Origin of the sequence: Pseudomonas sp. 22490, from assembly GCF_052044465.1 — a bacterium.
Taxonomy (GTDB): Bacteria; Pseudomonadota; Gammaproteobacteria; order Pseudomonadales; family Pseudomonadaceae; genus Pseudomonas; species Pseudomonas aeruginosa.
This window is the reverse complement of record NZ_JBQENS010000035.1, coordinates 24,882-43,678: the sequence shown is the minus strand read 5'-3', so window position 1 is coordinate 43,678 and position 18,797 is coordinate 24,882. Positions and strand designations below refer to the sequence as shown.

Annotated in this window: 20 protein-coding genes; 12 read left to right on the top strand and 8 right to left on the bottom strand. The window is 66.5% G+C overall.

Annotation, left to right across the window (positions count from 1 at the left end):
- Window positions 1-114: 114 nt before the first annotated feature.
- The gene (locus tag ACTJJX_RS28885) at window positions 115-663 is read left to right on the top strand and encodes a tetratricopeptide repeat protein (RefSeq protein WP_003093155.1); all 549 of its coding nucleotides are present in this window, start codon (window positions 115-117) and stop codon (window positions 661-663) included.
- A 15-nt stretch (window positions 664-678) separates the two neighbouring features.
- Here ACTJJX_RS28885 and ACTJJX_RS28880 read toward each other — a convergent pair whose 3' ends face one another.
- Entirely contained in the window at window positions 679-1,011 is a 333-nt protein-coding gene (locus ACTJJX_RS28880) for a DUF1820 family protein (RefSeq protein WP_003093157.1), read from the bottom strand.
- A 128-nt stretch (window positions 1,012-1,139) separates the two neighbouring features.
- On the opposite strand from ACTJJX_RS28880, the gene miaB reads away from it, so the two are divergent.
- From miaB to lnt, 5 genes are all read left to right on the top strand, one after another.
- Entirely contained in the window at window positions 1,140-2,480 is a 1,341-nt protein-coding gene (gene miaB, locus ACTJJX_RS28875; protein ID WP_016852475.1) for a tRNA (N6-isopentenyl adenosine(37)-C2)-methylthiotransferase MiaB, read from the top strand.
- 168 nt (window positions 2,481-2,648) lie between these two features.
- Window positions 2,649-3,671: a PhoH family protein gene (locus tag ACTJJX_RS28870; protein WP_003093159.1), complete on the top strand. Its 1,023-nt coding sequence runs from the start codon at window positions 2,649-2,651 to the stop codon at window positions 3,669-3,671.
- The gene (gene ybeY / locus ACTJJX_RS28865; RefSeq protein WP_003093160.1) at window positions 3,661-4,143 is read left to right on the top strand and encodes an rRNA maturation RNase YbeY; all 483 of its coding nucleotides are present in this window, start codon (window positions 3,661-3,663) and stop codon (window positions 4,141-4,143) included. The genes ACTJJX_RS28870 and ybeY overlap by 11 nt, the downstream gene beginning before the upstream one ends.
- The gene (locus ACTJJX_RS28860) at window positions 4,140-4,979 is read left to right on the top strand and encodes an HlyC/CorC family transporter (protein ID WP_003093161.1); all 840 of its coding nucleotides are present in this window, start codon (window positions 4,140-4,142) and stop codon (window positions 4,977-4,979) included. Before ybeY ends, ACTJJX_RS28860 begins: the two co-directional genes overlap by 4 nt.
- 185 nt (window positions 4,980-5,164) lie before the next feature.
- On the top strand, window positions 5,165-6,700 hold the full coding sequence (gene lnt / locus ACTJJX_RS28855) for an apolipoprotein N-acyltransferase (protein ID WP_320535517.1): 1,536 nt from the start codon (window positions 5,165-5,167) through the stop codon (window positions 6,698-6,700).
- Between the two features lie 49 nt (window positions 6,701-6,749).
- On the opposite strand, the gene ACTJJX_RS28850 is transcribed toward lnt, so the two are convergent.
- Both ACTJJX_RS28850 and ACTJJX_RS28845 read right to left on the bottom strand, forming a co-directional pair.
- The gene (locus tag ACTJJX_RS28850) at window positions 6,750-7,511 is read right to left on the bottom strand and encodes a YdcF family protein (protein WP_003100328.1); all 762 of its coding nucleotides are present in this window, start codon (window positions 7,509-7,511) and stop codon (window positions 6,750-6,752) included.
- A gap of 72 nt (window positions 7,512-7,583) precedes the next feature.
- Window positions 7,584-8,015, bottom strand: a complete 432-nt coding sequence (locus tag ACTJJX_RS28845) for a hypothetical protein (protein ID WP_003114329.1) — start codon at window positions 8,013-8,015, stop codon at window positions 7,584-7,586.
- Between the two features lie 170 nt (window positions 8,016-8,185).
- Here ACTJJX_RS28845 and leuS point away from each other — a divergent pair, with 170 nt between their 5' ends.
- From leuS to arfA, 4 genes are all read left to right on the top strand, one after another.
- Window positions 8,186-10,807, top strand: coding sequence for a leucine--tRNA ligase (gene leuS / locus ACTJJX_RS28840; protein WP_016852474.1), 2,622 nt, complete (start codon window positions 8,186-8,188; stop codon window positions 10,805-10,807).
- Window positions 10,808-10,873: 66 nt separating this feature from the next.
- A complete protein-coding gene (locus ACTJJX_RS28835) occupies window positions 10,874-11,497 on the top strand; it encodes an LPS-assembly lipoprotein LptE (protein WP_003100322.1) in 624 nt (207 codons plus the stop codon).
- 37 nt (window positions 11,498-11,534) lie between these two features.
- Complete coding sequence (holA, locus tag ACTJJX_RS28830) at window positions 11,535-12,572, top strand: DNA polymerase III subunit delta (RefSeq protein ID WP_003118257.1); 1,038 nt, start codon at window positions 11,535-11,537, stop codon at window positions 12,570-12,572.
- A 91-nt stretch (window positions 12,573-12,663) separates the two neighbouring features.
- Complete coding sequence (gene arfA / locus ACTJJX_RS28825) at window positions 12,664-12,816, top strand: alternative ribosome-rescue factor A (protein WP_003093169.1); 153 nt, start codon at window positions 12,664-12,666, stop codon at window positions 12,814-12,816.
- A gap of 115 nt (window positions 12,817-12,931) precedes the next feature.
- On the opposite strand, the gene ACTJJX_RS28820 is transcribed toward arfA, so the two are convergent.
- The gene (locus ACTJJX_RS28820; RefSeq protein ID WP_153604847.1) at window positions 12,932-13,150 is read right to left on the bottom strand and encodes a hypothetical protein; all 219 of its coding nucleotides are present in this window, start codon (window positions 13,148-13,150) and stop codon (window positions 12,932-12,934) included.
- A gap of 241 nt (window positions 13,151-13,391) precedes the next feature.
- Between ACTJJX_RS28820 and ACTJJX_RS28815 the strand changes: the two genes are divergently transcribed.
- Window positions 13,392-14,738, top strand: coding sequence for a lytic murein transglycosylase (locus ACTJJX_RS28815; protein ID WP_003118255.1), 1,347 nt, complete (start codon window positions 13,392-13,394; stop codon window positions 14,736-14,738).
- A 109-nt stretch (window positions 14,739-14,847) separates the two neighbouring features.
- On the opposite strand, the gene ACTJJX_RS28810 is transcribed toward ACTJJX_RS28815, so the two are convergent.
- Window positions 14,848-15,738 carry an alpha/beta fold hydrolase gene (locus tag ACTJJX_RS28810; protein WP_003118254.1) on the bottom strand — a complete coding sequence of 297 codons (891 nt, stop codon included), beginning with the start codon at window positions 15,736-15,738 and terminating at the stop codon, window positions 14,848-14,850.
- A 105-nt stretch (window positions 15,739-15,843) separates the two neighbouring features.
- Between ACTJJX_RS28810 and ACTJJX_RS28805 the strand changes: the two genes are divergently transcribed.
- Window positions 15,844-16,737, top strand: a complete 894-nt coding sequence (locus tag ACTJJX_RS28805) for a LysR family transcriptional regulator (protein WP_003119197.1) — start codon at window positions 15,844-15,846, stop codon at window positions 16,735-16,737.
- Window positions 16,738-16,881: 144 nt separating this feature from the next.
- Here ACTJJX_RS28805 and lipA read toward each other — a convergent pair whose 3' ends face one another.
- The 3 genes from lipA to ACTJJX_RS28790 are packed head-to-tail and all read right to left on the bottom strand — an operon-like array spanning window position 16,882 to window position 18,796.
- Window positions 16,882-17,865, bottom strand: a complete 984-nt coding sequence (gene lipA, locus ACTJJX_RS28800; protein ID WP_003119196.1) for a lipoyl synthase — start codon at window positions 17,863-17,865, stop codon at window positions 16,882-16,884.
- Entirely contained in the window at window positions 17,862-18,515 is a 654-nt protein-coding gene (gene lipB / locus ACTJJX_RS28795) for a lipoyl(octanoyl) transferase LipB (protein WP_003093177.1), read from the bottom strand. The genes lipA and lipB overlap by 4 nt, the downstream gene beginning before the upstream one ends.
- Window positions 18,515-18,796: a DUF493 domain-containing protein gene (locus ACTJJX_RS28790; protein WP_003100311.1), complete on the bottom strand. Its 282-nt coding sequence runs from the start codon at window positions 18,794-18,796 to the stop codon at window positions 18,515-18,517. Before ACTJJX_RS28790 ends, lipB begins: the two co-directional genes overlap by 1 nt.
- Window position 18,797 lies beyond the last annotated feature (1 nt).

Below are 18,797 nucleotides of genomic sequence, written 5' to 3'. Positions count from 1 at the left end.
AAGACAGTAAAGACTTTGTAAGGAGGCGTCGGCTTATTTCATAATGTGAGGGTCAGCGCATTTCGTTGGCCGGGCAGCCCTTGCCCGCCCCGATCCAGGAGGTGTCTTCCCCTCATGTTCCGTACCGGCCGCACCCTCGCCCTGGGTTGCCTGTTGATCCTCCAGCCGCTGCTCGCGCAGGCGGGAGGCAACTCGTTGCTGATTCCAGCGACCGGCCGCTGCGCGCTGAACACCGTTCCCGAAGAATTGCAACAGGCGCTCGCCGCCTGCCAGCAGGTCGCCAATGGCGGCGACGCCGAGGCGCAATACGAACTGGGCGAATTCTTCTACGACGGCGAGCGCATCCCGCGCGACCTCCAGGCCGCCCTCAACTGGTTCGAGAAAGCTTCTCTACAGGGCCATGCCCAGGCCCAGTACCACCTCGGCACCATGTTCTTCCGTGGCGAAGGGGTTCCGGCGAACAACGTACAGGCCTACATCGTGCTGAAGATGGCAGCGGTGAACGGCGCCGAGGACGCCCTGGACAGCGCCGACCTGGTAGCCGAGCAGATGAACCGCGACGAACTGGACATCGCCACCCGGGTGCTGGGGCAGATCTTCCGCAACTACCTGATCGAACTGCAGACTGCCGGCGGCGTCACGCCCTTCGCGCCGCTGCCCTGACGTCCCTTTCGCGAATCAGTCGCTCTTGCCGGGCATCGGCATGGGGAACGGCATGACGTTGCCCGCGCCCTTGGCCTCGCTGATCTTCGGCGTACCCAGGCGCTCGACCTCGTCGATGCGGACGATCGCGTGCATCGGCACGAAGCTGCGCAGAACGCCTTCGAACTGCGCCTTGAGCTTCTCCTCGCTGGGGTCCACCACCACCTGGGTGCGCTCGCCGAAGACGAACTCCTCGATTTCCAGGAAGCCCCACAGATCGCTCTGGTAGATCTGCTTGGCATACATCTCGAAGACCTGGCCCTGGTTGAGGAAAATCACCTTGTAGATGGGGTTTTCGCGCTTGTTCATGGCGGGGAAAGCAATGCCGGAAAATGAAGGGCGCGAATCATAGCACAGCCTTTCGGCCAGCAACGCTAGGAACCGGGGGCCCCGCCCTCTATAATGCGCGGTCCTTTTCGAACTGTCCGACGAAGCGCATGGCCAAGAAGCTTTTCATCGAAACCCACGGCTGCCAGATGAACGAGTACGACTCGTCGCGAATGGCGGACCTGCTCGGTGAACACCAAGCCCTCGAGGTGACCGAAAACGCCGCCGAGGCCGACGTCATCCTGCTCAATACCTGCTCGATCCGCGAGAAGGCCCAGGAAAAGGTGTTTTCCAAGCTCGGCATGTGGCGCGAGCTGAAGCAGCAGAATCCCGACCTGGTGATCGGCGTCGGCGGCTGCGTGGCCAGCCAGGAAGGCGCCGCGATCCGTGAGCGCGCGCCCTATGTCGACGTGGTCTTCGGCCCGCAGACCCTGCACCGCCTGCCGGAAATGATCGACGCCGCGCGCAGCACGCGCAAGCCGCAGGTCGACGTGTCCTTCCCGGAAATCGAGAAATTCGACCGCCTGCCGGAACCGCGGGTCGATGGCCCCACCGCCTTCGTCTCGGTGATGGAAGGCTGCAGCAAGTACTGCAGCTTCTGCGTGGTGCCCTACACCCGCGGCGAGGAAGTCAGCCGACCATTCGACGACGTAATCGCCGAAGTGATCCACCTGGCCGAGAACGGCGTCCGCGAAGTCACCCTGCTGGGACAGAACGTCAACGGCTTCCGCGGCCTGACCCACGATGGCCGCCTGGCCGACTTCGCCGAACTGCTGCGGGTGGTCGCCGCCGTCGACGGTATCGAGCGCATCCGCTATACCACCTCGCACCCGCTGGAATTCTCCGACGCGCTGATCCAGGCCCACGCCGAGGTGCCGGAGCTGGTGAAATTCATCCACCTGCCGGTGCAGTCGGGCTCCGACCGCGTGCTGGCGGCGATGAAGCGCAACCATACCGTGCTGGAATACAAGTCGCGTATCCGCAAGCTGAAGGCCGCGGTACCGGACATCTGCATCAGCTCCGACTTCATCGTCGGTTTCCCCGGCGAAACCGAGAAGGACTTCGAGCAGACCATGAAGCTGGTGGAGGACGTCGGCTTCGACTTCTCCTTCTCCTTCATCTACAGCGCGCGGCCCGGCACGCCCGCCGCCGACCTCGCCGACGACCAGCCGGAAGAAGTGAAGAAACAGCGCCTGCAGATCCTCCAGAGCCGCATCCACCAGCAAGGCTACGAGATCAGCCGGCGCATGGTCGGCAGCACCCAGCGGATCCTGGTCACCGACTTCTCGAAGAAGGACCCGGGCATGCTCCAGGGGCGCACCGAGAACAACCGGATCGTCAACTTCCGCTGCGACAATCCACGCCTGATCGGCCAGTTCGCCCAGGTGCACATCGACGACGCGCTGCCGCACTCGCTGCGCGGTACCCTGATCGACAGCACCCTGCATTGAGGCCGACGACCGTACGGCGGGCTCGCTGAACCTTCCCGCCGCCACGGTGCACCAACGTTTCAGCGGGAACCGGGAAAGCGCCGCCGCGATACGGCAACTTTGCGCGACGATATCCAGCGGTTATTCTCTTCTCTATCAATCAGCCACTGGCGAGTACGACAGAACACCTTGAACGCCCCCCAGGAACTTCATCGCTTTATCCTCGAGCCGTTCGACGCCCGCAGCTTCGCGACACTTTGCGGGCAGTTCGACGAGCATCTCCACCAGATCGAGAAACGCCTCGACATCGAGATCCGCAACCGCGGCAACCAGTTCGAACTGGCCGGCGAACCGCGCCGGACCAAGGTTGCCGAACGCCTGCTGCAGCGTCTCTACCGCGAGGCGCAGAACGGCACCGATCTCACTCCCGACACCGTGCACCTGTACCTGCAGGAGTCCGGCCTGGAAGACCTCGAGGAATTGCAGAGCGCGCCGCAGGTCACCCTGAAGTCGCGCAAGGCGCACATCCGCCCGCGCGGCGCCAACCAGCAACGCTACGTCAAGGCGATCCTCGACCACGACATCAACTTCGGCATCGGCCCGGCCGGCACCGGCAAGACCTATCTCGCCGTGGCCTGCGCCGTCGACGCCCTGGAGCGCGAGCAGATCCGCCGCATCCTGCTGGTGCGCCCGGCGGTCGAGGCCGGCGAGAAGCTCGGTTTCCTTCCCGGCGACCTGTCGCAGAAGATCGACCCCTACCTGCGCCCGCTCTACGACGCGCTCTACGAGATGCTCGGCTTCGAACACGTGGCCAAGCTGATCGAGCGCAACGTCATCGAGGTCGCGCCGCTGGCCTACATGCGCGGGCGCACGCTGAACAACAGCTTCATCATCCTCGACGAGAGCCAGAACACCACAGTCGAGCAGATGAAGATGTTCCTCACCCGGATCGGCTTCGGCTCCACCGCGGTGATCACCGGCGACGTCACCCAGGTCGACCTGCCCCGCGGCACCCGCTCCGGCCTCAAGCACGTGATCGAGGTCCTGCAGGACGTCCCCGGCATCAGCTTCACCCACTTCAAGCCCAAGGATGTGGTCCGCCACCCGCTGGTGCAGCGTATCGTCGAAGCCTACGAGCGTCACGAGAGCCGCCAGCAAGGCCAGGTGCGGCCGGTCGAGGGAACGGGCAAGGGCGGTCACGATGCCGCTTGAGCTCGACCTGCAGGTCGCCAGCGCCGCCCCGGACCTGCCCTCCGAAGCGCAGTTCCGCGCCTGGTGCGAACTGGCCCTGCGCCAGCGTCCGGAGTCGGAGCTGACCATCCGCCTGGTGGACGAGGCCGAAGGCCTGGAACTGAACAGCACCTACCGGCACAAGGACTACGCGACCAACGTGCTGTCCTTCCCCGCCGATGTCCCGGACGAGCTTCTCGATATCCCGCTGCTCGGCGACCTGGTGATCTGCGCCCCGGTGGTCGCCCGCGAAGCCCTGGAACAGCGCAAGCCGTTGCAGGCCCACTGGGCCCACCTGGTGATCCACGGCTGCCTGCACCTGCTCGGCTACGACCACATCGACGACGCCGAAGCGGAAGAAATGGAAACACTGGAACGTGAATTGCTGGCGGAACTGGGTCATCCCGATCCGTACGCCTGCGACGACGAAGAGCCACCGAGCAAGGAAAAATGAGCGAAGACCGATCGAGCAACGGGCACAAGTCCTGGCTGGACAAGATCACCCAGGCTTTTGCCCACGAGCCGAGAAACCGCCAGGAGCTCCTCGAGCTGCTGCGCGATGCCCACGACAACAAGCTGCTGGACAGCGAGGCGCTGTCCATCGTCGAGGGGGCGATCCAGGTCGCCGACCTGCAGGTGCGCGACATCATGGTGCCGCGCTCGCAGATGATGAGCATCCGCTCGACCCAGACGCCGAAGGAATTCCTTCCGGCCATCATCGAAGCCGCCCACTCGCGCTACCCGGTGGTCGGCGAAAGCCTCGACGACGTCATGGGCGTACTGCTGGCCAAGGACCTCCTGCCACTGATCCTGCACAACGACGAGCGTCCCTTCGACATCAAGGAACTGCTGCGTCCGGCTACCTTCGTCCCCGAATCCAAGCGCCTCAACGTGCTGCTCCGCGAATTCCGCGCCAACCGCAACCACATGGCCATCGTCATCGACGAATACGGCGGCGTGGCCGGCCTGGTGACCATCGAGGACGTGCTGGAACAGATCGTCGGTGATATCGAGGACGAGCACGACGTCGAGGAGGACAGCTACATCAAGCCGCTGCCCAGCGGCGATTTCATCGTCAAGGCGCTGACCCCCGTGGACGCCTTCAACGACTTCTTCGGCTCGGAATTCTCTGACGAGGAATTCGATACCGTGGGCGGCCTGGTGATGAGCGCCTTCGGCCACCTGCCCAAGCGCAACGAAGTGGTCGAGCTGGGCGAGTTCCGTTTCCGCGTACTCAACGCCGACAGCCGCCGCGTCCATCTGCTGCGCCTGTCTCCCCTGCAGAACTGAGCGCGCCCCCTCCGCCGCGGCGGAGGGGGCATCTTCCCGCGCCGTCCTTCTGGCGTCTCGCCAGCCCCTCCTTTACTCTTGCGCCTTGCGCCAGACTCCCCTGTCGCCGCGGACGTTGCCGTCCGGCAGCCGAAGGCGGCCCCGGTCTGCGCAGTCGGACATTGAACAGGCTCTAAGGACATTCGATGCGTTGGATTTCTCGTCCCGGCTGGCCCGGACACCTGCTGGCACTCGCCGCAGGCGCGCTCACACCCCTGGCCCTGGCGCCCTTCGACTACTGGCCGCTGGCGATCCTCTCGATCGCCCTGCTCTATCTCGGCTTGCGCGGCCTTCCCGGCAAGTCCGCCCTGTGGCGCGGCTGGTGGTACGGTTTCGGCGCGTTCGGCACCGGCACCAGCTGGATCTACGTCAGTATCCATGACTACGGCGCCGCCTCGGTGCCGCTGGCAAGCCTCCTCATGCTCGGCTTCACCGCCGGCGTCGCCTTCTTCTTCGCCCTGCCGGCCTGGCTGTGGGCGCGCTGCCTGCGCCGCGACAACGCGCCGCTGGGCGACGCCCTGGCGTTCGCCGCCCTGTGGCTGGCACTGGAGCTGTTCCGCAGTTGGTTCCTTACCGGTTTCCCCTGGCTCTACGCCGGCTATAGCCAGTTGCAGGGACCGCTGGCCGGGCTGGTACCGGTGGGCGGCGTATGGCTGTCCTCCTTCGTCATCGCCCTCAGCGCGGCCCTGCTGGTGAACCTGCCGCGCCTCTTCCCGCACGGTGCCAGCCTGCTTCTGGGGCTGGTCCTGCTGCTCGGCCCGTGGGCGGCCGGCCTCTATCTCAAGGGCCACGCCTGGACCCATTCGGCCGGCGAACCGCTGAGGGTAGTGGCGATCCAGGGCAACATCGCCCAGGAGCTGAAATGGGACCCGAATCAGGTCCGCGCGCAACTCGACCTCTACCGCGACCTGAGCCTGCCGCAGCAGGACGTCGACCTGATCGTCTGGCCGGAAACCGCGGTGCCGATTCTCCAGGACATGGCCAGCGGCTACCTCGGCGCCATGGGCCAGGTCGCCGACGAGAAGAACGCCGCGCTGATCACCGGGGTCCCGGTGCGCGAACGTCTCGCCGACGGCAAGAGTCGCTACTTCAACGGCATCACCGTGGTCGGCGAAGGCGCGGGCACCTACCTCAAGCAGAAGCTGGTGCCGTTCGGCGAGTACGTGCCGCTGCAGGACCTGCTGCGCGGCCTGATCGCCTTCTTCGACCTGCCGATGTCCGACTTCGCTCGCGGCCCGGCCGACCAGCCGCTGCTCAAGGCCAAGGGCTACCAGATCGCCCCGTACATCTGCTACGAAGTGGTCTACCCGGAGTTCGCCGCCGCGCTCGCGGCGCAGAGCCAGGTGTTGCTGACAGTGAGCAACGACACCTGGTTCGGCACTTCCATAGGCCCTTTGCAGCACCTGCAGATGGCACAGATGCGCGCCCTGGAAAGCGGTCGCTGGATGATCCGCGCGACCAACAACGGCGTCACCGGCCTGATCGATCCCTATGGCCGGATCGTCCGGCAGATCCCGCAGTTCCAGCAGGGCATCCTGCGCGGCGAGGTGATTCCCATGCAGGGCCTGACGCCCTATCTGCAATACCGCGTCTGGCCGCTGGCCGGGTTGGCCGGCGTGCTGCTGCTATGGGCTCTGCTCGGCCGCCAGTTGCGTCCGCAGGAGCGACGCCTGTTCGGCTGAAACCAGCCCCTCCTGGAAAGACCGGCGCCCCTGCGGCGCCGGTTGCGTCTCAGCGGTAGAACAGGCGATAGCCGACCAGGCCGATCGCCTCGTTCAGCAGCATGCCGCTCTGCCAGAAGGCCTGCGCTTCCGGCAGCCAGCCGCCGAAGGGCCGCAGGTTGGCCCCGCCGAGGAAGCCGACCGGCGCCGGGATCACCTCGAACCCCTGGCGCTCGAAGCTCCAGCGTGCCCGCTGCATGTGCCAGGCCTGGGTCACCAGCACCACCCGGCGCACGCCGGCCTCGCGCAACTGCGGGGCGCTCAGGGTGGCGTTTTCCCAGGTGGTACGGCTGAGACCTTCCTGCCAGCGCGTCGGCACGCCGAAGTCCTGCAACAGGGCATTGGCCATCAGCGCCGCCTCGCTGGGCGGGCGTCCGTAATGCAACCCGCCGCTGATCAGTACCGGCAGCGCCGAGGTCTTGGCCAGCCGCGCGGCATAGCGCAGCCGCTCGGCCGCCAGCAGGCTCGGCGCATCGTCGCCCCAGGCCGGGTCGTTGGTCTGCCGGCCGGCACCGAGGATGACGATGGCGTCGGCGCGCTGCGCCAGGCCCGGCAGATCCTCCGCCAGCAGGGCCGGTTCGCTTTCGAGCCAGCGCGCCATCCACTCCACGCTGAGCGGCATGCTCATCAGCCACAGACCGAAGAACCCGCAGACACCGCACAGCCGCGCCAGCCGCGGTCGGCTGGTGCGCCACCAGAAAGCGAAAAACAGCAGCAGCAACAGGCCGCCCGGCGGCAGCAGAAGTTGCTTGAAGAAATAACGGATCGGCATCGCCCCCTCCCTGTCGGAAGAGGCAATCTAAAGGATTGCGCGACGCCTGGCGAAACTTCCCGGAAAGAGACCCTAGCGGCCGTTGCCCGAACGGAACAGTTGCGAGCCGCAATGGCCGCACGGCAACACGCCATGCCCCTTGCTCCACTGCACCGGCGCACCGCAGAGCGCACAGAGCAGTTGCCGCTGTTTCAACGAGACGTGGCGACGGGGCGCCGGCGGTTGCGGCCGGGGCGGCCGGGGTGTCCTGCCGGGCTGGCGCTCGAGCAGCGCCAGCTCCTCGGCGGCCGCATGCCAGCCGCGCAACCAGTGCAGGTCCTGGTCGAGATAGGCGCGTATCAGCCCCATCTCCGCTTCGCTCAAACCACGCAACTCAAGCTCCGTGGGATGCTCGTCACGCAGGCGCTCGGCCGTATCCGCTTCATCCAGAGCCAGGGCGAGACGCTGCAGCAGCCTCTCGTACAGCCCACCTCCCGTCACACTCGCGCGTTGCAGCTCAGCCATCGAACACCTCTGAAGGTACCACTGGGCAGCCAGCCATCGACGGCCCATAGGGCAAGCTTAGCGTTCCCGTTCGGCTGAACCGCCCCCGGCGACAAACGGCGCGGGCTATCGACAGGAGTGGGGGTCATGTATGCTACGAGGCTTTCGAACAGTCACGTCTAAGTAGCGCCATGCACGAGCAATATCAGCCACTCGAGATCGAAACCCAGGCCCAGAACTACTGGAAAGAACACCAGTCCTTCCTCGTCAGGGAGCTACCCGACAAGGAGAAGTTCTACTGCCTGTCGATGTTCCCGTATCCGAGCGGCAAGCTGCACATGGGCCACGTGCGCAACTACACCATCGGCGACGTGATCAGCCGCTACCACCGCATGCAGGGCCGCAACGTGCTGCAGCCGATGGGCTGGGACGCGTTCGGCATGCCGGCGGAAAACGCCGCGATGAAGAACAACGTCGCCCCGGCGGCCTGGACCTACGACAACATCGCCTACATGAAGTCGCAGCTGGACAGCCTCGGCCTGGCGATCGACTGGAGCCGCGAGGTCACCACCTGCAAGCCGGACTACTACCGCTGGGAGCAGTGGCTGTTCACCCGCCTGTTCGAAAAAGGGGTGATCTACCGCAAGAACGGCACGGTCAATTGGGATCCGGTCGACCAGACCGTACTCGCCAACGAGCAGGTGATCGACGGGCGCGGCTGGCGCTCCGGCGCGCTGATCGAGAAGCGCGAGATCCCGATGTACTACTTCAAGATCACCGCCTACGCCGAGGAACTGCTGGAGAGCCTCGACAACCTGCCCGGCTGGCCGGAGCAGGTGAAGACCATGCAGCGCAACTGGATCGGCAAGTCGCGCGGGATGGAGATCGGCTTCCCCTACGACCAGGCCTCCATCGGCCACGCCGGCCAACTGAAGGTGTTCACCACCCGTCCGGACACCCTGATGGGCGCCACCTACGTCGCCGTCGCCGCCGAACACCCGCTGGCCACCCAGGCAGCGCAGAACGACCCGCAGTTGCAGGCGTTCATCGACGAATGCAAGCGCGGCGGCGTCGCCGAGGCCGACATCGCCACCCAGGAGAAGAAAGGCATGGCCACTTCCCTGTTCGTCGAACACCCGCTGACCGGCGACAAGCTACCGGTATGGGTCGCCAACTACGTGCTGATGAACTACGGCGAAGGCGCGGTGATGGCGGTGCCCGGCCATGACGAGCGCGACTTCGAGTTCGCCAACAAGTACGGCCTGCCGATCCGCCAGGTGATCGCCAAGGTCAAGGGCGACAACGACTTCGAGTCCAGCGTCTGGAAGGAGTGGTACGGCGCCAAGGACGAGTCCGTGCTCACCGTCAACTCCGGCAAGTACGACAACCTCGGCTACCAGGCCGCCTTCGACGCCATCGGCGCCGACCTCGAGGCCAAGGGCCTGGGCCAGGCGCGCACCCAGTTCCGCCTGCGCGACTGGGGCATCAGCCGCCAGCGCTACTGGGGCTGCCCGATCCCGATCATCCACTGCGAGGCTTGCGGCGACGTCCCGGTGCCGGCCGACCAGTTGCCGGTGGTGCTGCCGGAAGACGTGGTACCGGACGGCTCCGGTTCGCCGCTGGCGAAGATGCCGGAATTCTACGAATGCAACTGCCCGAAATGCGGCCAGCCGGCCAAGCGCGAAACCGACACCATGGACACCTTCGTCGAGTCGTCCTGGTATTTCGCCCGCTACGCCTGCCCGCAGTTCGAAGGCGGCATGCTGGACAGGAAGGCGGCCGACTACTGGCTGCCGGTCGACCAGTACATCGGCGGCATCGAGCACGCCATCCTGCACCTGCTCTATGCGCGCTTCTTCCACAAGCTGATGCGCGACGAAGGCCTGGTCGGCAGCGACGAACCGTTCAAGAACCTGCTGACCCAGGGCATGGTGGTCGCCGATACCTACTACCGGACCACCGCCAACGGCGGCAAGGACTGGTTCAACCCGGCCGACGTCGAGGTCGAGCGTGACGCCAAGGCCAAGGTCGTCGGCGCGCGCCTGAAGAGCGACGGCCAGCCGGTCGAGATCGGCGGCACCGAGAAGATGTCGAAGTCGAAGAACAACGGCGTCGACCCGCAATCGATGATCGACCAGTACGGTGCCGATACCTGCCGCCTGTTCATGATGTTCGCCTCGCCGCCGGACATGAGCCTGGAGTGGTCGGACGCCGGCGTCGAGGGCGCCAACCGCTTCCTCCGCCGCGTCTGGCGCCTGGCTCACGCCCACGTCAGCGCCGGCCTCCCCGGCGCGCTGGACGTCGCCGCCCTGAGCGACGCGCAGAAGCAGGTCCGCCGCGCCATCCACCTGGCGATCAGGCAGGCCAGCCAGGATGTCGGCCAGCACCACAAGTTCAACACCGCCATCGCCGCGGTGATGACCCTGATGAACGTGCTGGAGAAGGCGCCGAACCAGGACGCCCAGGACCGCGCCCTGATCCAGGAAGGCCTGGAAACCGTGGTCCTGCTGCTGGCGCCCATCACTCCGCACATCTGCCACGTGCTCTGGGGCCAGCTCGGCCATGCCGAAGCGGTGATCGATGCGCGCTGGCCGAGCGTCGACGAGAGCGCACTGGTGCAGGACACCCTGCAACTGGTGGTGCAGGTCAACGGCAAGCTGCGCGGACACATCGACGTGGCCGCCAGCGCCAGCCGCGAGGATGTCGAGGCCGCCGCGCGCGCCAACGAGAACGTGCTGCGTTTCACCGAAGGCCTGAGCATCCGCAAGGTCATCGTGGTACCGGGCAAACTGGTCAACATCGTCGCCAACTGATACGCGATTCCATTGGACGCCCCCGGCCATCCGGGGGCGCTGATCAACAGGAGTGAGGGAAGCTTGATGAAACGTATCCTGACCAGCGCCGCGCTGATCGGTATGACCACCCTGCTGGCCGCCTGCGGCTTCCAACTGCGCGGCCTGGGCGATGCGCAATTCGCGCTCAAGGAAATCGACGTGTCCGCGCGCAACGCCTACGGCCCGACCGTGCGCGAACTGAAGGAAACCCTGGAAAACAGCGGCGTGAAGGTCACCAGCAACGCGCCCTACCACCTGGTGCTGGTCCGCGAGGACAACCAGCAGCGCACCGTCAGCTACACCGGTTCCGCGCGCGGCGCGGAGTTCGAGCTGACCAACACGATCAACTACGAGATCGTCGGCGCCAACGACCTGGTCCTGATGAGCAACCAGGTACAGGTGCAGAAGGTCTACGTGCACGACGAAAACAACCTGATCGGTTCCGACCAGGAAGCCGCGCAGCTGCGCAGCGAGATGCGGCGCGACCTGATCCAGCAGTTGTCCATGCGCCTCCAGGCGCTGACCCCGGCGCAACTCGACGAAGCCCAGCGCCAGGCAGAAGCCAAGGCCAAGGCGGAAGCCGAAGCCCTGCGCGCCGCCGACGAGGCGGAGCGCCAGCGCCGCGCCGCCGAGCCGCAGCAGTCGCCGATCGAGTTCCCCACCCCGTGATGCCCCGGGGCCGGTTTCGCCGGCCCCGTCTTCTCCTATGAAGCTGACTCCCGCGCAACTCGCCAAGCACCTCCAGGGCCCCCTGGCGCCCGTCTATGTCATCAGCGGCGATGAACCGCTGCTCTGCCAGGAAGCCTGCGATGCCATTCGCCAGGCCTGCCGCGAGCGCGACTTCGGCGAGCGCCAGGTATTCAATGCCGAAGCCAACTTCGATTGGGGCTTGCTGCTGGAGGCCGGCGCCAGCCTGTCGCTGTTCGCCGAGAAGCGCCTGATCGAACTGCGCCTGCCCTCCGGCAAGCCCGGCGACAAAGGCGCGGCGATTCTCCAGGAATACCTGCAACGGCCGCCGGAAGACACCGTGCTCCTGCTCAGTCTGCCCAAGCTCGATGGCAGCACGCAGAAGACCAAGTGGGCCAAGGCCCTGATCGATGGCAACGCCGCGCAGTTCATCCAGGTCTGGCCGGTCGACGTCCACCAGTTGCCGCAGTGGATTCGCCAGCGCCTGTCCCAGGCCGGCCTGTCCGCCAGCCCCGAAGCTCTGGAGCTGATCGCCGCGCGCGTGGAAGGCAACCTGCTCGCCGCCGCCCAGGAAATCGAAAAGCTCAAGCTGCTCGCCGAGGGCAACCAGATCGACGCCGCCACCGTACAGGCCGCGGTCGCCGACAGCGCACGCTTCGATGTCTTCGGCCTGATCGACGCTGCCCTTGGCGGTGAAGCGGCCCACGCCCTGCGCATCCTGGAAGGACTGCGCGGCGAAGGCATCGAGCCGCCGGTGATCCTCTGGGGCCTGGCCCGCGAGATCCGCCTGCTGGCTGGCCTGTCCCAGCAATACGGCCAGGGCATCCCGCTGGAGAAAGCCTTCGCCCAGGCGCGTCCGCCGGTCTGGGACAAGCGCCGTCCGCTGCTGACCCGTGCCCTGCAACGCCACTCCAGCAGCCGCTGGAACCAGATGCTGAGGGATGCCCAGTTGATCGACGCGCAGATCAAGGGACAGGCACCCGGCAGCCCCTGGAGCGGTCTCTCGCTTCTCGCCCTGAGCCTCGCCGGCCAGCGCCTCGGCCTGCCGGCAGCCTGAAGGCGCAACCGGCACTGGACAATCCGCGGCGACAGGCAGATGATGCGCGCGCTGGCGAGCGCCAGCCCGATCACCTTCGAGGACCTATGCCATGGCAAAGAAAAGCAAGCGGCCGAACAAGGCCAAATCCCTGGTCGCCCAGCCACTGTTCCGCAGCCGCCAGGAACAGGCGAAGAAAGGCAAAGGCAGCTACCGCCGCGAAGCCTCCCGTAACTGGGAGGCTTCTTTCGTTATGGCGGCCTGAAACAGCCGCTGGTCCATCCTCCCGCAACGCCCTCCTCACCCACGCGCCCCGCCTACCCCGCCCGAAGCCCGTCGACAAGACCAACCCCACCGCCAGCCTGCCGCCCATGGGCACACTATCGTCGGCGCGCAAGCCCTGGCCCCATCGGGTTGGGCGAAAAGCCAATGGTTCCTTCATCATGATCCGCGGCCTCGACATCCCGCGCGGCCGACTGGCAACCCTCTGGCCATTGCAGCGCACGAACCAGGCTCGGGCGTTCGATGCCGACGCCGAAGCGGGTAGCCATGTCGCGCAGAACGAAGGCCAGGAAGAAGAAGTCGAAGGCCTCGAGCATGCCGCGCGACCCGTCGCCGATCCCGACTCGGGTGCGCCGCGAGGCTTCGACAGGCGGCGGAGCGGTACGGACGAAACCATTGGCCGCCCGACAGTGACCGAACATATGGCGAACGATATCCACCGCGCCGATGGAACCACATTGGCGAACCCGGGGCCCCGCCGGCGCGTCCAACGACGGCAGACGCGTCCTGGCCGGCGTGCTAAGGTGGCCCGTCCCGAGGACCCTGCTGAGGAGAGCAATGCGTAACCCCGAACGATCCGCCCTGCTGAAGGTGAGCGGGCTGCTGGGCAGCACCGTCGTCGCCATGGGGCTTGGCCTCTCCAGCGCCTGCGCGCAGAAGAATCCGACAGTCGAATACAACCAGCCTGCCGCTCCCCTGCAGACCAAGGCGCCCTTCTCCGGCGCCGGCCCGGCCGCCTCGGTGCCCGCTGGCGCGCCGAACGAGGCCCAGCCTGGGCAAAGCTTCGAACAGTGGCGCGACGCCTTCCGTCAACAGGCGCTGGCCGGTGGAATCGATGCGCAGACCTTCGATCGCGCCTTCGCCGGCGTCCAGCCCGATCCCGCCGTGGTCGAAGCAGACCGCAGCCAGCCGGAATTCACCCGACCGGTATGGAAGTACCTGGAAGGCGCCCTCGATCCGCTGCGCGTTCGCCAGGGCCAGGCGCGCCTGGCGCAGCATGCGCGCATCCTCGGCGAAGTCGACGCGCGCTATGCGGTGGATGCGGATGCGGTGGTGGCGATCTGGGGCATGGAGAGCAACTACGGTTCGCACATGGGCAACAAGAACGTGATCCGCTCCCTGGCGACCCTCGCCTATGAAGGACGCCGCCCGGAATTCGCCCACGCCCAGTTGCTCGCCGCCCTGAAGATTCTCCAGCACGGCGACGTTCCGGCCTCCTTCATGATCGGCTCCTGGGCCGGCGCCATGGGCCAGACCCAGTTCATCCCGACCACCTACAACCAGTATGCCGTGGACTTCGACGGCGACGGCAAGCGTGACATCTGGGGCTCGCCCGGCGACGCCCTGGCCTCCACCGCCAACTACCTGAAAGCCTCCGGCTGGATCGCCGGACAACCCTGGGGTTTCGAAGTCCGCCTGCCGGCAGGCTTCGACTATTCCCTGGCGGAACTCACCATCCGCAAGCCCCTGGGCGAATGGCAAGGGATGGGCGTACAAGGCGTCAACGGCGGCCCCCTGCCCTCCGGACTCTCCGGCGAACAGGCCTCGCTGCTGCTGCCGGCCGGGCACCGCGGCCCGGCCTTCCTGGTGCTGCACAACTTCCGCGCCATCCTCAAGTACAACAACTCCAGCGCCTACGCCCTGGCCGTCGGCCTGCTCGCCGACAGCTTCAAGGGCGGCGGCCGGATAGTCGGCGCCTGGCCGCTGGAGGATGTTCCGCTGAGCCGCTCGCAGCGCATCGAGCTGCAACGGCAACTGGCCGCCCGCGGACACGATCCGGGCGCGGTGGATGGCATCATCGGCGCCAATACGCGCAAGGCGATCCGCGCCTGCCAGCAGGAGTTCGGCTGGCCGGCGGACGGCTATCCGACCCCGGCGCTGCTCGACCGCCTGCGGACGCCATAGGGCCACCGGCGGAGCTTACGACCCCACGTCCGCCGCGACCGCTCGCGGCACACCGGTTCGTAGGGCGGATAACGCCACGGGCGTTATCCGCCGCTGCGGCGTCCAGGACCTAGTCATCCGCGCAGAACCGCAGGATAGCGTCCGCCACCTGGGTGGCCGCCTCGCGCTGCGGAAAATGGCCGACGCCCTCCAGCACCAGCCGCTGGTAGCGCCCGCTGAAGTAGTGCTCGCGTCCGCGGGAGCCGTCGGGGTGGGTGCAGGCATCCGCGCCGCCGTGCAGCACCAGGGTCGGCAGCGCCAGGCGCGGTGCCGGGAGCAAGCGCTGTTCCGCCGCCCCGTAGCGCGGCTCCCCCGCGACGAAGCCCCAGCGATGCCGGTAATAGTGCAGCACCACGGCGACCCAGTCCGGCCCGGAGAAGGCCTGGGCGGCCTCCTGGAAATCGCGCTCGGCATACCATCCCGGCGGCGACCAGGTGTCCCACATCTGCCGGGCGAATGCCTCGCCCTCCTCGCGCAGCGCGCGCTCTCCGCGTGGCGTAGCCATGAACCACTGGTACCAGAAGCTACGGGCCTGCGGCAGGGAAAGAACTTGCTGCGGATCGTTGCTGGCGTACCCCACCGAGAGCATCACCAGGTGCGAGGCTACGCCCTCGCGCAGTCCGCAGGCACTGGCCACCGCGCGAGCCCCCCAGTCATGGCCGACCAGCAGGGGACGTTGCAATGCCAGGCTGTCGACGAATGCCAGCAGATCGCAAGCCAGAGCCGCCAGTTGCCCGCTGCGCGGAGTAGACGCATCGCGGAAGCGGGTCGGGGCGAATCCCCGGAGGGCTGGTGCCAGCACCCGATAGCCGGCGTCCGCCAGGGACTCCGCCAGGTCTTTCCAGGTATGCGGGCTGTCCGGCCAACCGTGCAACAAGACGGCGCTGCGCGCCCCCTGCGGATTCCACTCCAGGTAGGCGATATCCAGGACATCGGCGGAAACGAAGGCATAGCGGCTCATCGGACCTCTCCAAGAGAAAGAAGGGACATCCTAGGACGCTTGCCAAGGGTGATTCATGAATAGTTAGCGTCTACTATTCATGAAACGAGATGAATGGAAGACCTCATGGAGCTTGCCGTCCCCACCTCCCAATCCCTGGATATCGTGTTGTTGCGTACCTTTCTCGAAGTGGTCGACAGCGGCGGTTTCGCCCTCGCCGCGGACAATCTCGCGCTCACCCCCTCCGCAGTCAGCGGGCATATCAAGCGCCTGGAACAGACAGCCGGCGTCAGCCTGCTCAGCCGCACCACTCGCCGCCTGGAGCTGACCCAGGCGGGCGAGACGCTCTACGCCTATGCCCGCAACATCGTCGAGCTGGAGCGCGAGGCCCGCGCCAGGCTGCACGGCACGCCGATCCGCGACCGCCTGCGCATCGGCGCTTCGGAGGACTTCGCCAGCGCCTGGCTGCCACGCGTCCTGCAACGCTTTCGCCGCTGGCACCCCGAAGCATCCATCGAACTCAAGGTCGGTATCACCACCGACCTGCTCCGCCAGCAGGCCCAGGGGCGCACCGACGTGGTGTTCGGCAAGCAGTGCCGGCGGGTAGGAGACGACGGCGAACTGCTCTGGGAGGAACCGCTGGTCTGGGCCGCGGCGACCGCGATCGAGCTGCCCGCGGGCGAACCGCTGCCGCTGGCGCTGTTCCCCGAACCCTGCGTCTACCGCGAAGCGGCGATTACAGCCCTCGGCGCCGCTGCGCGTCCCTGGCGCCTGGTGTTCGAGAGCGCCAGCATGGCCGGCTGCCTGTCCGCCGCGCTGGCCGGTTTCGCCGTGACGGTGGTGGCGCGCAGCCAGATGCGCGAGGGGCTACGCGAACTGGGCCCGGAACAGGGTTTTCCGACGCTGCCGGAGGCGCGTTTCTACGCCTTCTCGCGCCAACCCAGCCTGGCGGCCGATGCACTGATCGAGGCGGTGCGGCAGCTCGGCCAGCGCAGTCGCTTCGTTACCGCACAGGGATGAGCGCAAACGGTACTCACCTACGCGCCGGCGGATAACCGCAAGCGGTTGTTCGTCCTACGTCCGAAGAGGCTTGGTGGCTGCCCAAAGAAAAACGCCGCGTCCCTGTGCAGGGACGCGGCGTCGGAGGCATTGGCGCGGCGTCGATCAGCCGATCTTGTTGCCGTGCGCCTGCTGGTCGGCATGGTAGGACGAACGCACCAGCGGGCCGGACGCGACGTTCTTGAAGCCCATCTTCTCGCCTTCCTCGGCGAACCAGGCGAAGGTGTCCGGATGCACGAAGCGCTGCACCGGCAGGTGGTTGCGCGACGGCTGCAGGTACTGGCCGAGGGTCAGCATGTCGATGTCGTGCTCGCGCATCCGCTGCATGACCTCGATGACCTCATCGTCGGTCTCGCCCAGGCCGAGCATCAGCCCGGACTTGGTCGGTACGTGCGGAACCATCTGCTTGAACTTCTGCAGCAGGTCCAGCGACCACTCGAAGTCCGAGCCCGGCCGCGAGGAGCGGTACAGGCGCGGTACCGTCTCCAGGTTATGGTTGAACACGTCCGGCGGCTCGTTGGCGGTGATCTCCAGGGCGATGTCCATGCGACCGCGATAGTCGGGCACCAGGGTTTCCAGCTGGATCCCCGGCGACAGCTTGCGGATCTCGCGCAGGCAGTCGGCGAAGTGCTGGGCGCCGCCGTCGCGCAAGTCGTCGCGGTCCACCGAGGTGATCACCACGTACTTCAGCCGCAGGTCGGCGATGGCGATGGCCAGGTTGGTCGGCTCGTCGACGTCCAGCGGCTTCGGCCGGCCATGACCGACGTCGCAGAACGGGCAGCGTCGGGTGCAGATATCGCCCATGATCATGAAGGTCGCGGTGCCGCCGGAGAAGCACTCGCCCAGGTTCGGGCAGGACGCCTCTTCGCAGACGCTGTGCAGCTTGTGCTTGCGCAGCAGTTGCTTGATGCGGTCGACCTCGGGGGAAACCGGGATGCGCACGCGGATCCAGTCGGGTTTCTTCGGCAGTTCCTCGGTGGGAATGATCTTCACCGGAATCCGCGCGACCTTTTCCGCGCCGCGCAGCTTCACGCCGACTTCCACCTTGCCCGGCTTGGCTTCTCCGGACTTCTCCACAACAGTGCTCATGTCAGTTCGATCCCGCCCGTAAGGGTCTTCTGTTCAGCGTAGCCAAGGCGTGAGACGAGCTCAGCGCGCAATCGGGTACACACCTCGGCAAAATCCACCGGCCCAACCAGGTCGCGCAGTTGGGTCATGGGCATCCCGGCGTAGCCGCAGGGATTGATTCGTTGGAACGGTCGCAGGTCCATGTCCAGGTTCAGCGCCAGGCCATGGAAGGAACAGCCGTTGCGGATGCGCAGGCCGAGGGAGGCGATCTTCGCCCCGTCGACGTAGACACCCGGCGCGTCCGGCTTGGCCACGGCCTGCACGTCATAGGACGCCAGCAGGCCGATCAGGCTCTGCTCGATCCGGCTGACCAGCTCGCGCACGCCCAGTCCCAGGCGGCGGACATCGAGCAGCAGGTAGGTGACCAACTGGCCGGGGCCGTGGTAGGTCACCTGGCCGCCGCGATCTACCTGGATCACCGGGATGTCGCCGGGGAACAGCACATGCTCCGCCTTGCCGGCCTGCCCCTGGGTGAAGACCGCAGGGTGCTGCAACAGCCAGGCTTCGTCCATTACCGATTTGTCGCGTTCGGCAACGAAGCGCTGCATGGCATGCCAGGTCGGTTCGTAGGGAACCTCGCCGAGCTCACGGAAGCCCAGCTCGAGTCCCATCAGAGCACCATGTGCACGCGTCCGGTCGCGCGCAGGTCGTTATGGATGGCTTGCAGTTGGTCGACATCGGTGGCGGTGATCAGCACCTGCACCGAGAGGAATCGCCCCTTGCTGCTGTCACGGACCACCAGGGTCTCGACGTCGAGATCCGGCGCGTGGCGCTGGATGATTTCCACGACCAGGTCGGAGAAACCTTCGCCGGCGTCGCCGATCACCTTGATCGGATAACGCTCGCAGGGGAATTCGATTTTCGGGGGTTGAACGTCAGGGGTATCGGTCATG

Bases quoted from the DNA above. Each gene is read 5' to 3' on its own strand.
- arfA (WP_003093169.1), top strand. From the start codon at position 12,664: ATGGCAAAGAAAAGCAAGCGGCCGAACAAGGCCAAATCCCTGGTCGCC.
- ACTJJX_RS28880 (WP_003093157.1), bottom strand. From the start codon at position 1,011: ATGAACAAGCGCGAAAACCCCATCTACAAGGTGATTTTCCTCAACCAG.
- miaB (WP_016852475.1), top strand. From the start codon at position 1,140: ATGGCCAAGAAGCTTTTCATCGAAACCCACGGCTGCCAGATGAACGAG.
- ACTJJX_RS28815 (WP_003118255.1), top strand. From the start codon at position 13,392: ATGCGTAACCCCGAACGATCCGCCCTGCTGAAGGTGAGCGGGCTGCTG.
- holA (WP_003118257.1), top strand. From the start codon at position 11,535: ATGAAGCTGACTCCCGCGCAACTCGCCAAGCACCTCCAGGGCCCCCTG.
- ybeY (WP_003093160.1), top strand. From the start codon at position 3,661: ATGCCGCTTGAGCTCGACCTGCAGGTCGCCAGCGCCGCCCCGGACCTG.
- ACTJJX_RS28790 (WP_003100311.1), bottom strand. From the start codon at position 18,796: ATGACCGATACCCCTGACGTTCAACCCCCGAAAATCGAATTCCCCTGC.
- lipB (WP_003093177.1), bottom strand. From the start codon at position 18,515: ATGGGACTCGAGCTGGGCTTCCGTGAGCTCGGCGAGGTTCCCTACGAA.
- ACTJJX_RS28820 (WP_153604847.1), bottom strand. From the start codon at position 13,150: ATGCTCGAGGCCTTCGACTTCTTCTTCCTGGCCTTCGTTCTGCGCGAC.
- ACTJJX_RS28885 (WP_003093155.1), top strand. From the start codon at position 115: ATGTTCCGTACCGGCCGCACCCTCGCCCTGGGTTGCCTGTTGATCCTC.
- lnt (WP_320535517.1), top strand. From the start codon at position 5,165: ATGCGTTGGATTTCTCGTCCCGGCTGGCCCGGACACCTGCTGGCACTC.
- ACTJJX_RS28850 (WP_003100328.1), bottom strand. From the start codon at position 7,511: ATGCCGATCCGTTATTTCTTCAAGCAACTTCTGCTGCCGCCGGGCGGC.
- ACTJJX_RS28845 (WP_003114329.1), bottom strand. From the start codon at position 8,015: ATGGCTGAGCTGCAACGCGCGAGTGTGACGGGAGGTGGGCTGTACGAG.
- leuS (WP_016852474.1), top strand. From the start codon at position 8,186: ATGCACGAGCAATATCAGCCACTCGAGATCGAAACCCAGGCCCAGAAC.
- ACTJJX_RS28835 (WP_003100322.1), top strand. From the start codon at position 10,874: ATGAAACGTATCCTGACCAGCGCCGCGCTGATCGGTATGACCACCCTG.
- ACTJJX_RS28810 (WP_003118254.1), bottom strand. From the start codon at position 15,738: ATGAGCCGCTATGCCTTCGTTTCCGCCGATGTCCTGGATATCGCCTAC.
- ACTJJX_RS28805 (WP_003119197.1), top strand. From the start codon at position 15,844: ATGGAGCTTGCCGTCCCCACCTCCCAATCCCTGGATATCGTGTTGTTG.
- ACTJJX_RS28860 (WP_003093161.1), top strand. From the start codon at position 4,140: ATGAGCGAAGACCGATCGAGCAACGGGCACAAGTCCTGGCTGGACAAG.
- lipA (WP_003119196.1), bottom strand. From the start codon at position 17,865: ATGAGCACTGTTGTGGAGAAGTCCGGAGAAGCCAAGCCGGGCAAGGTG.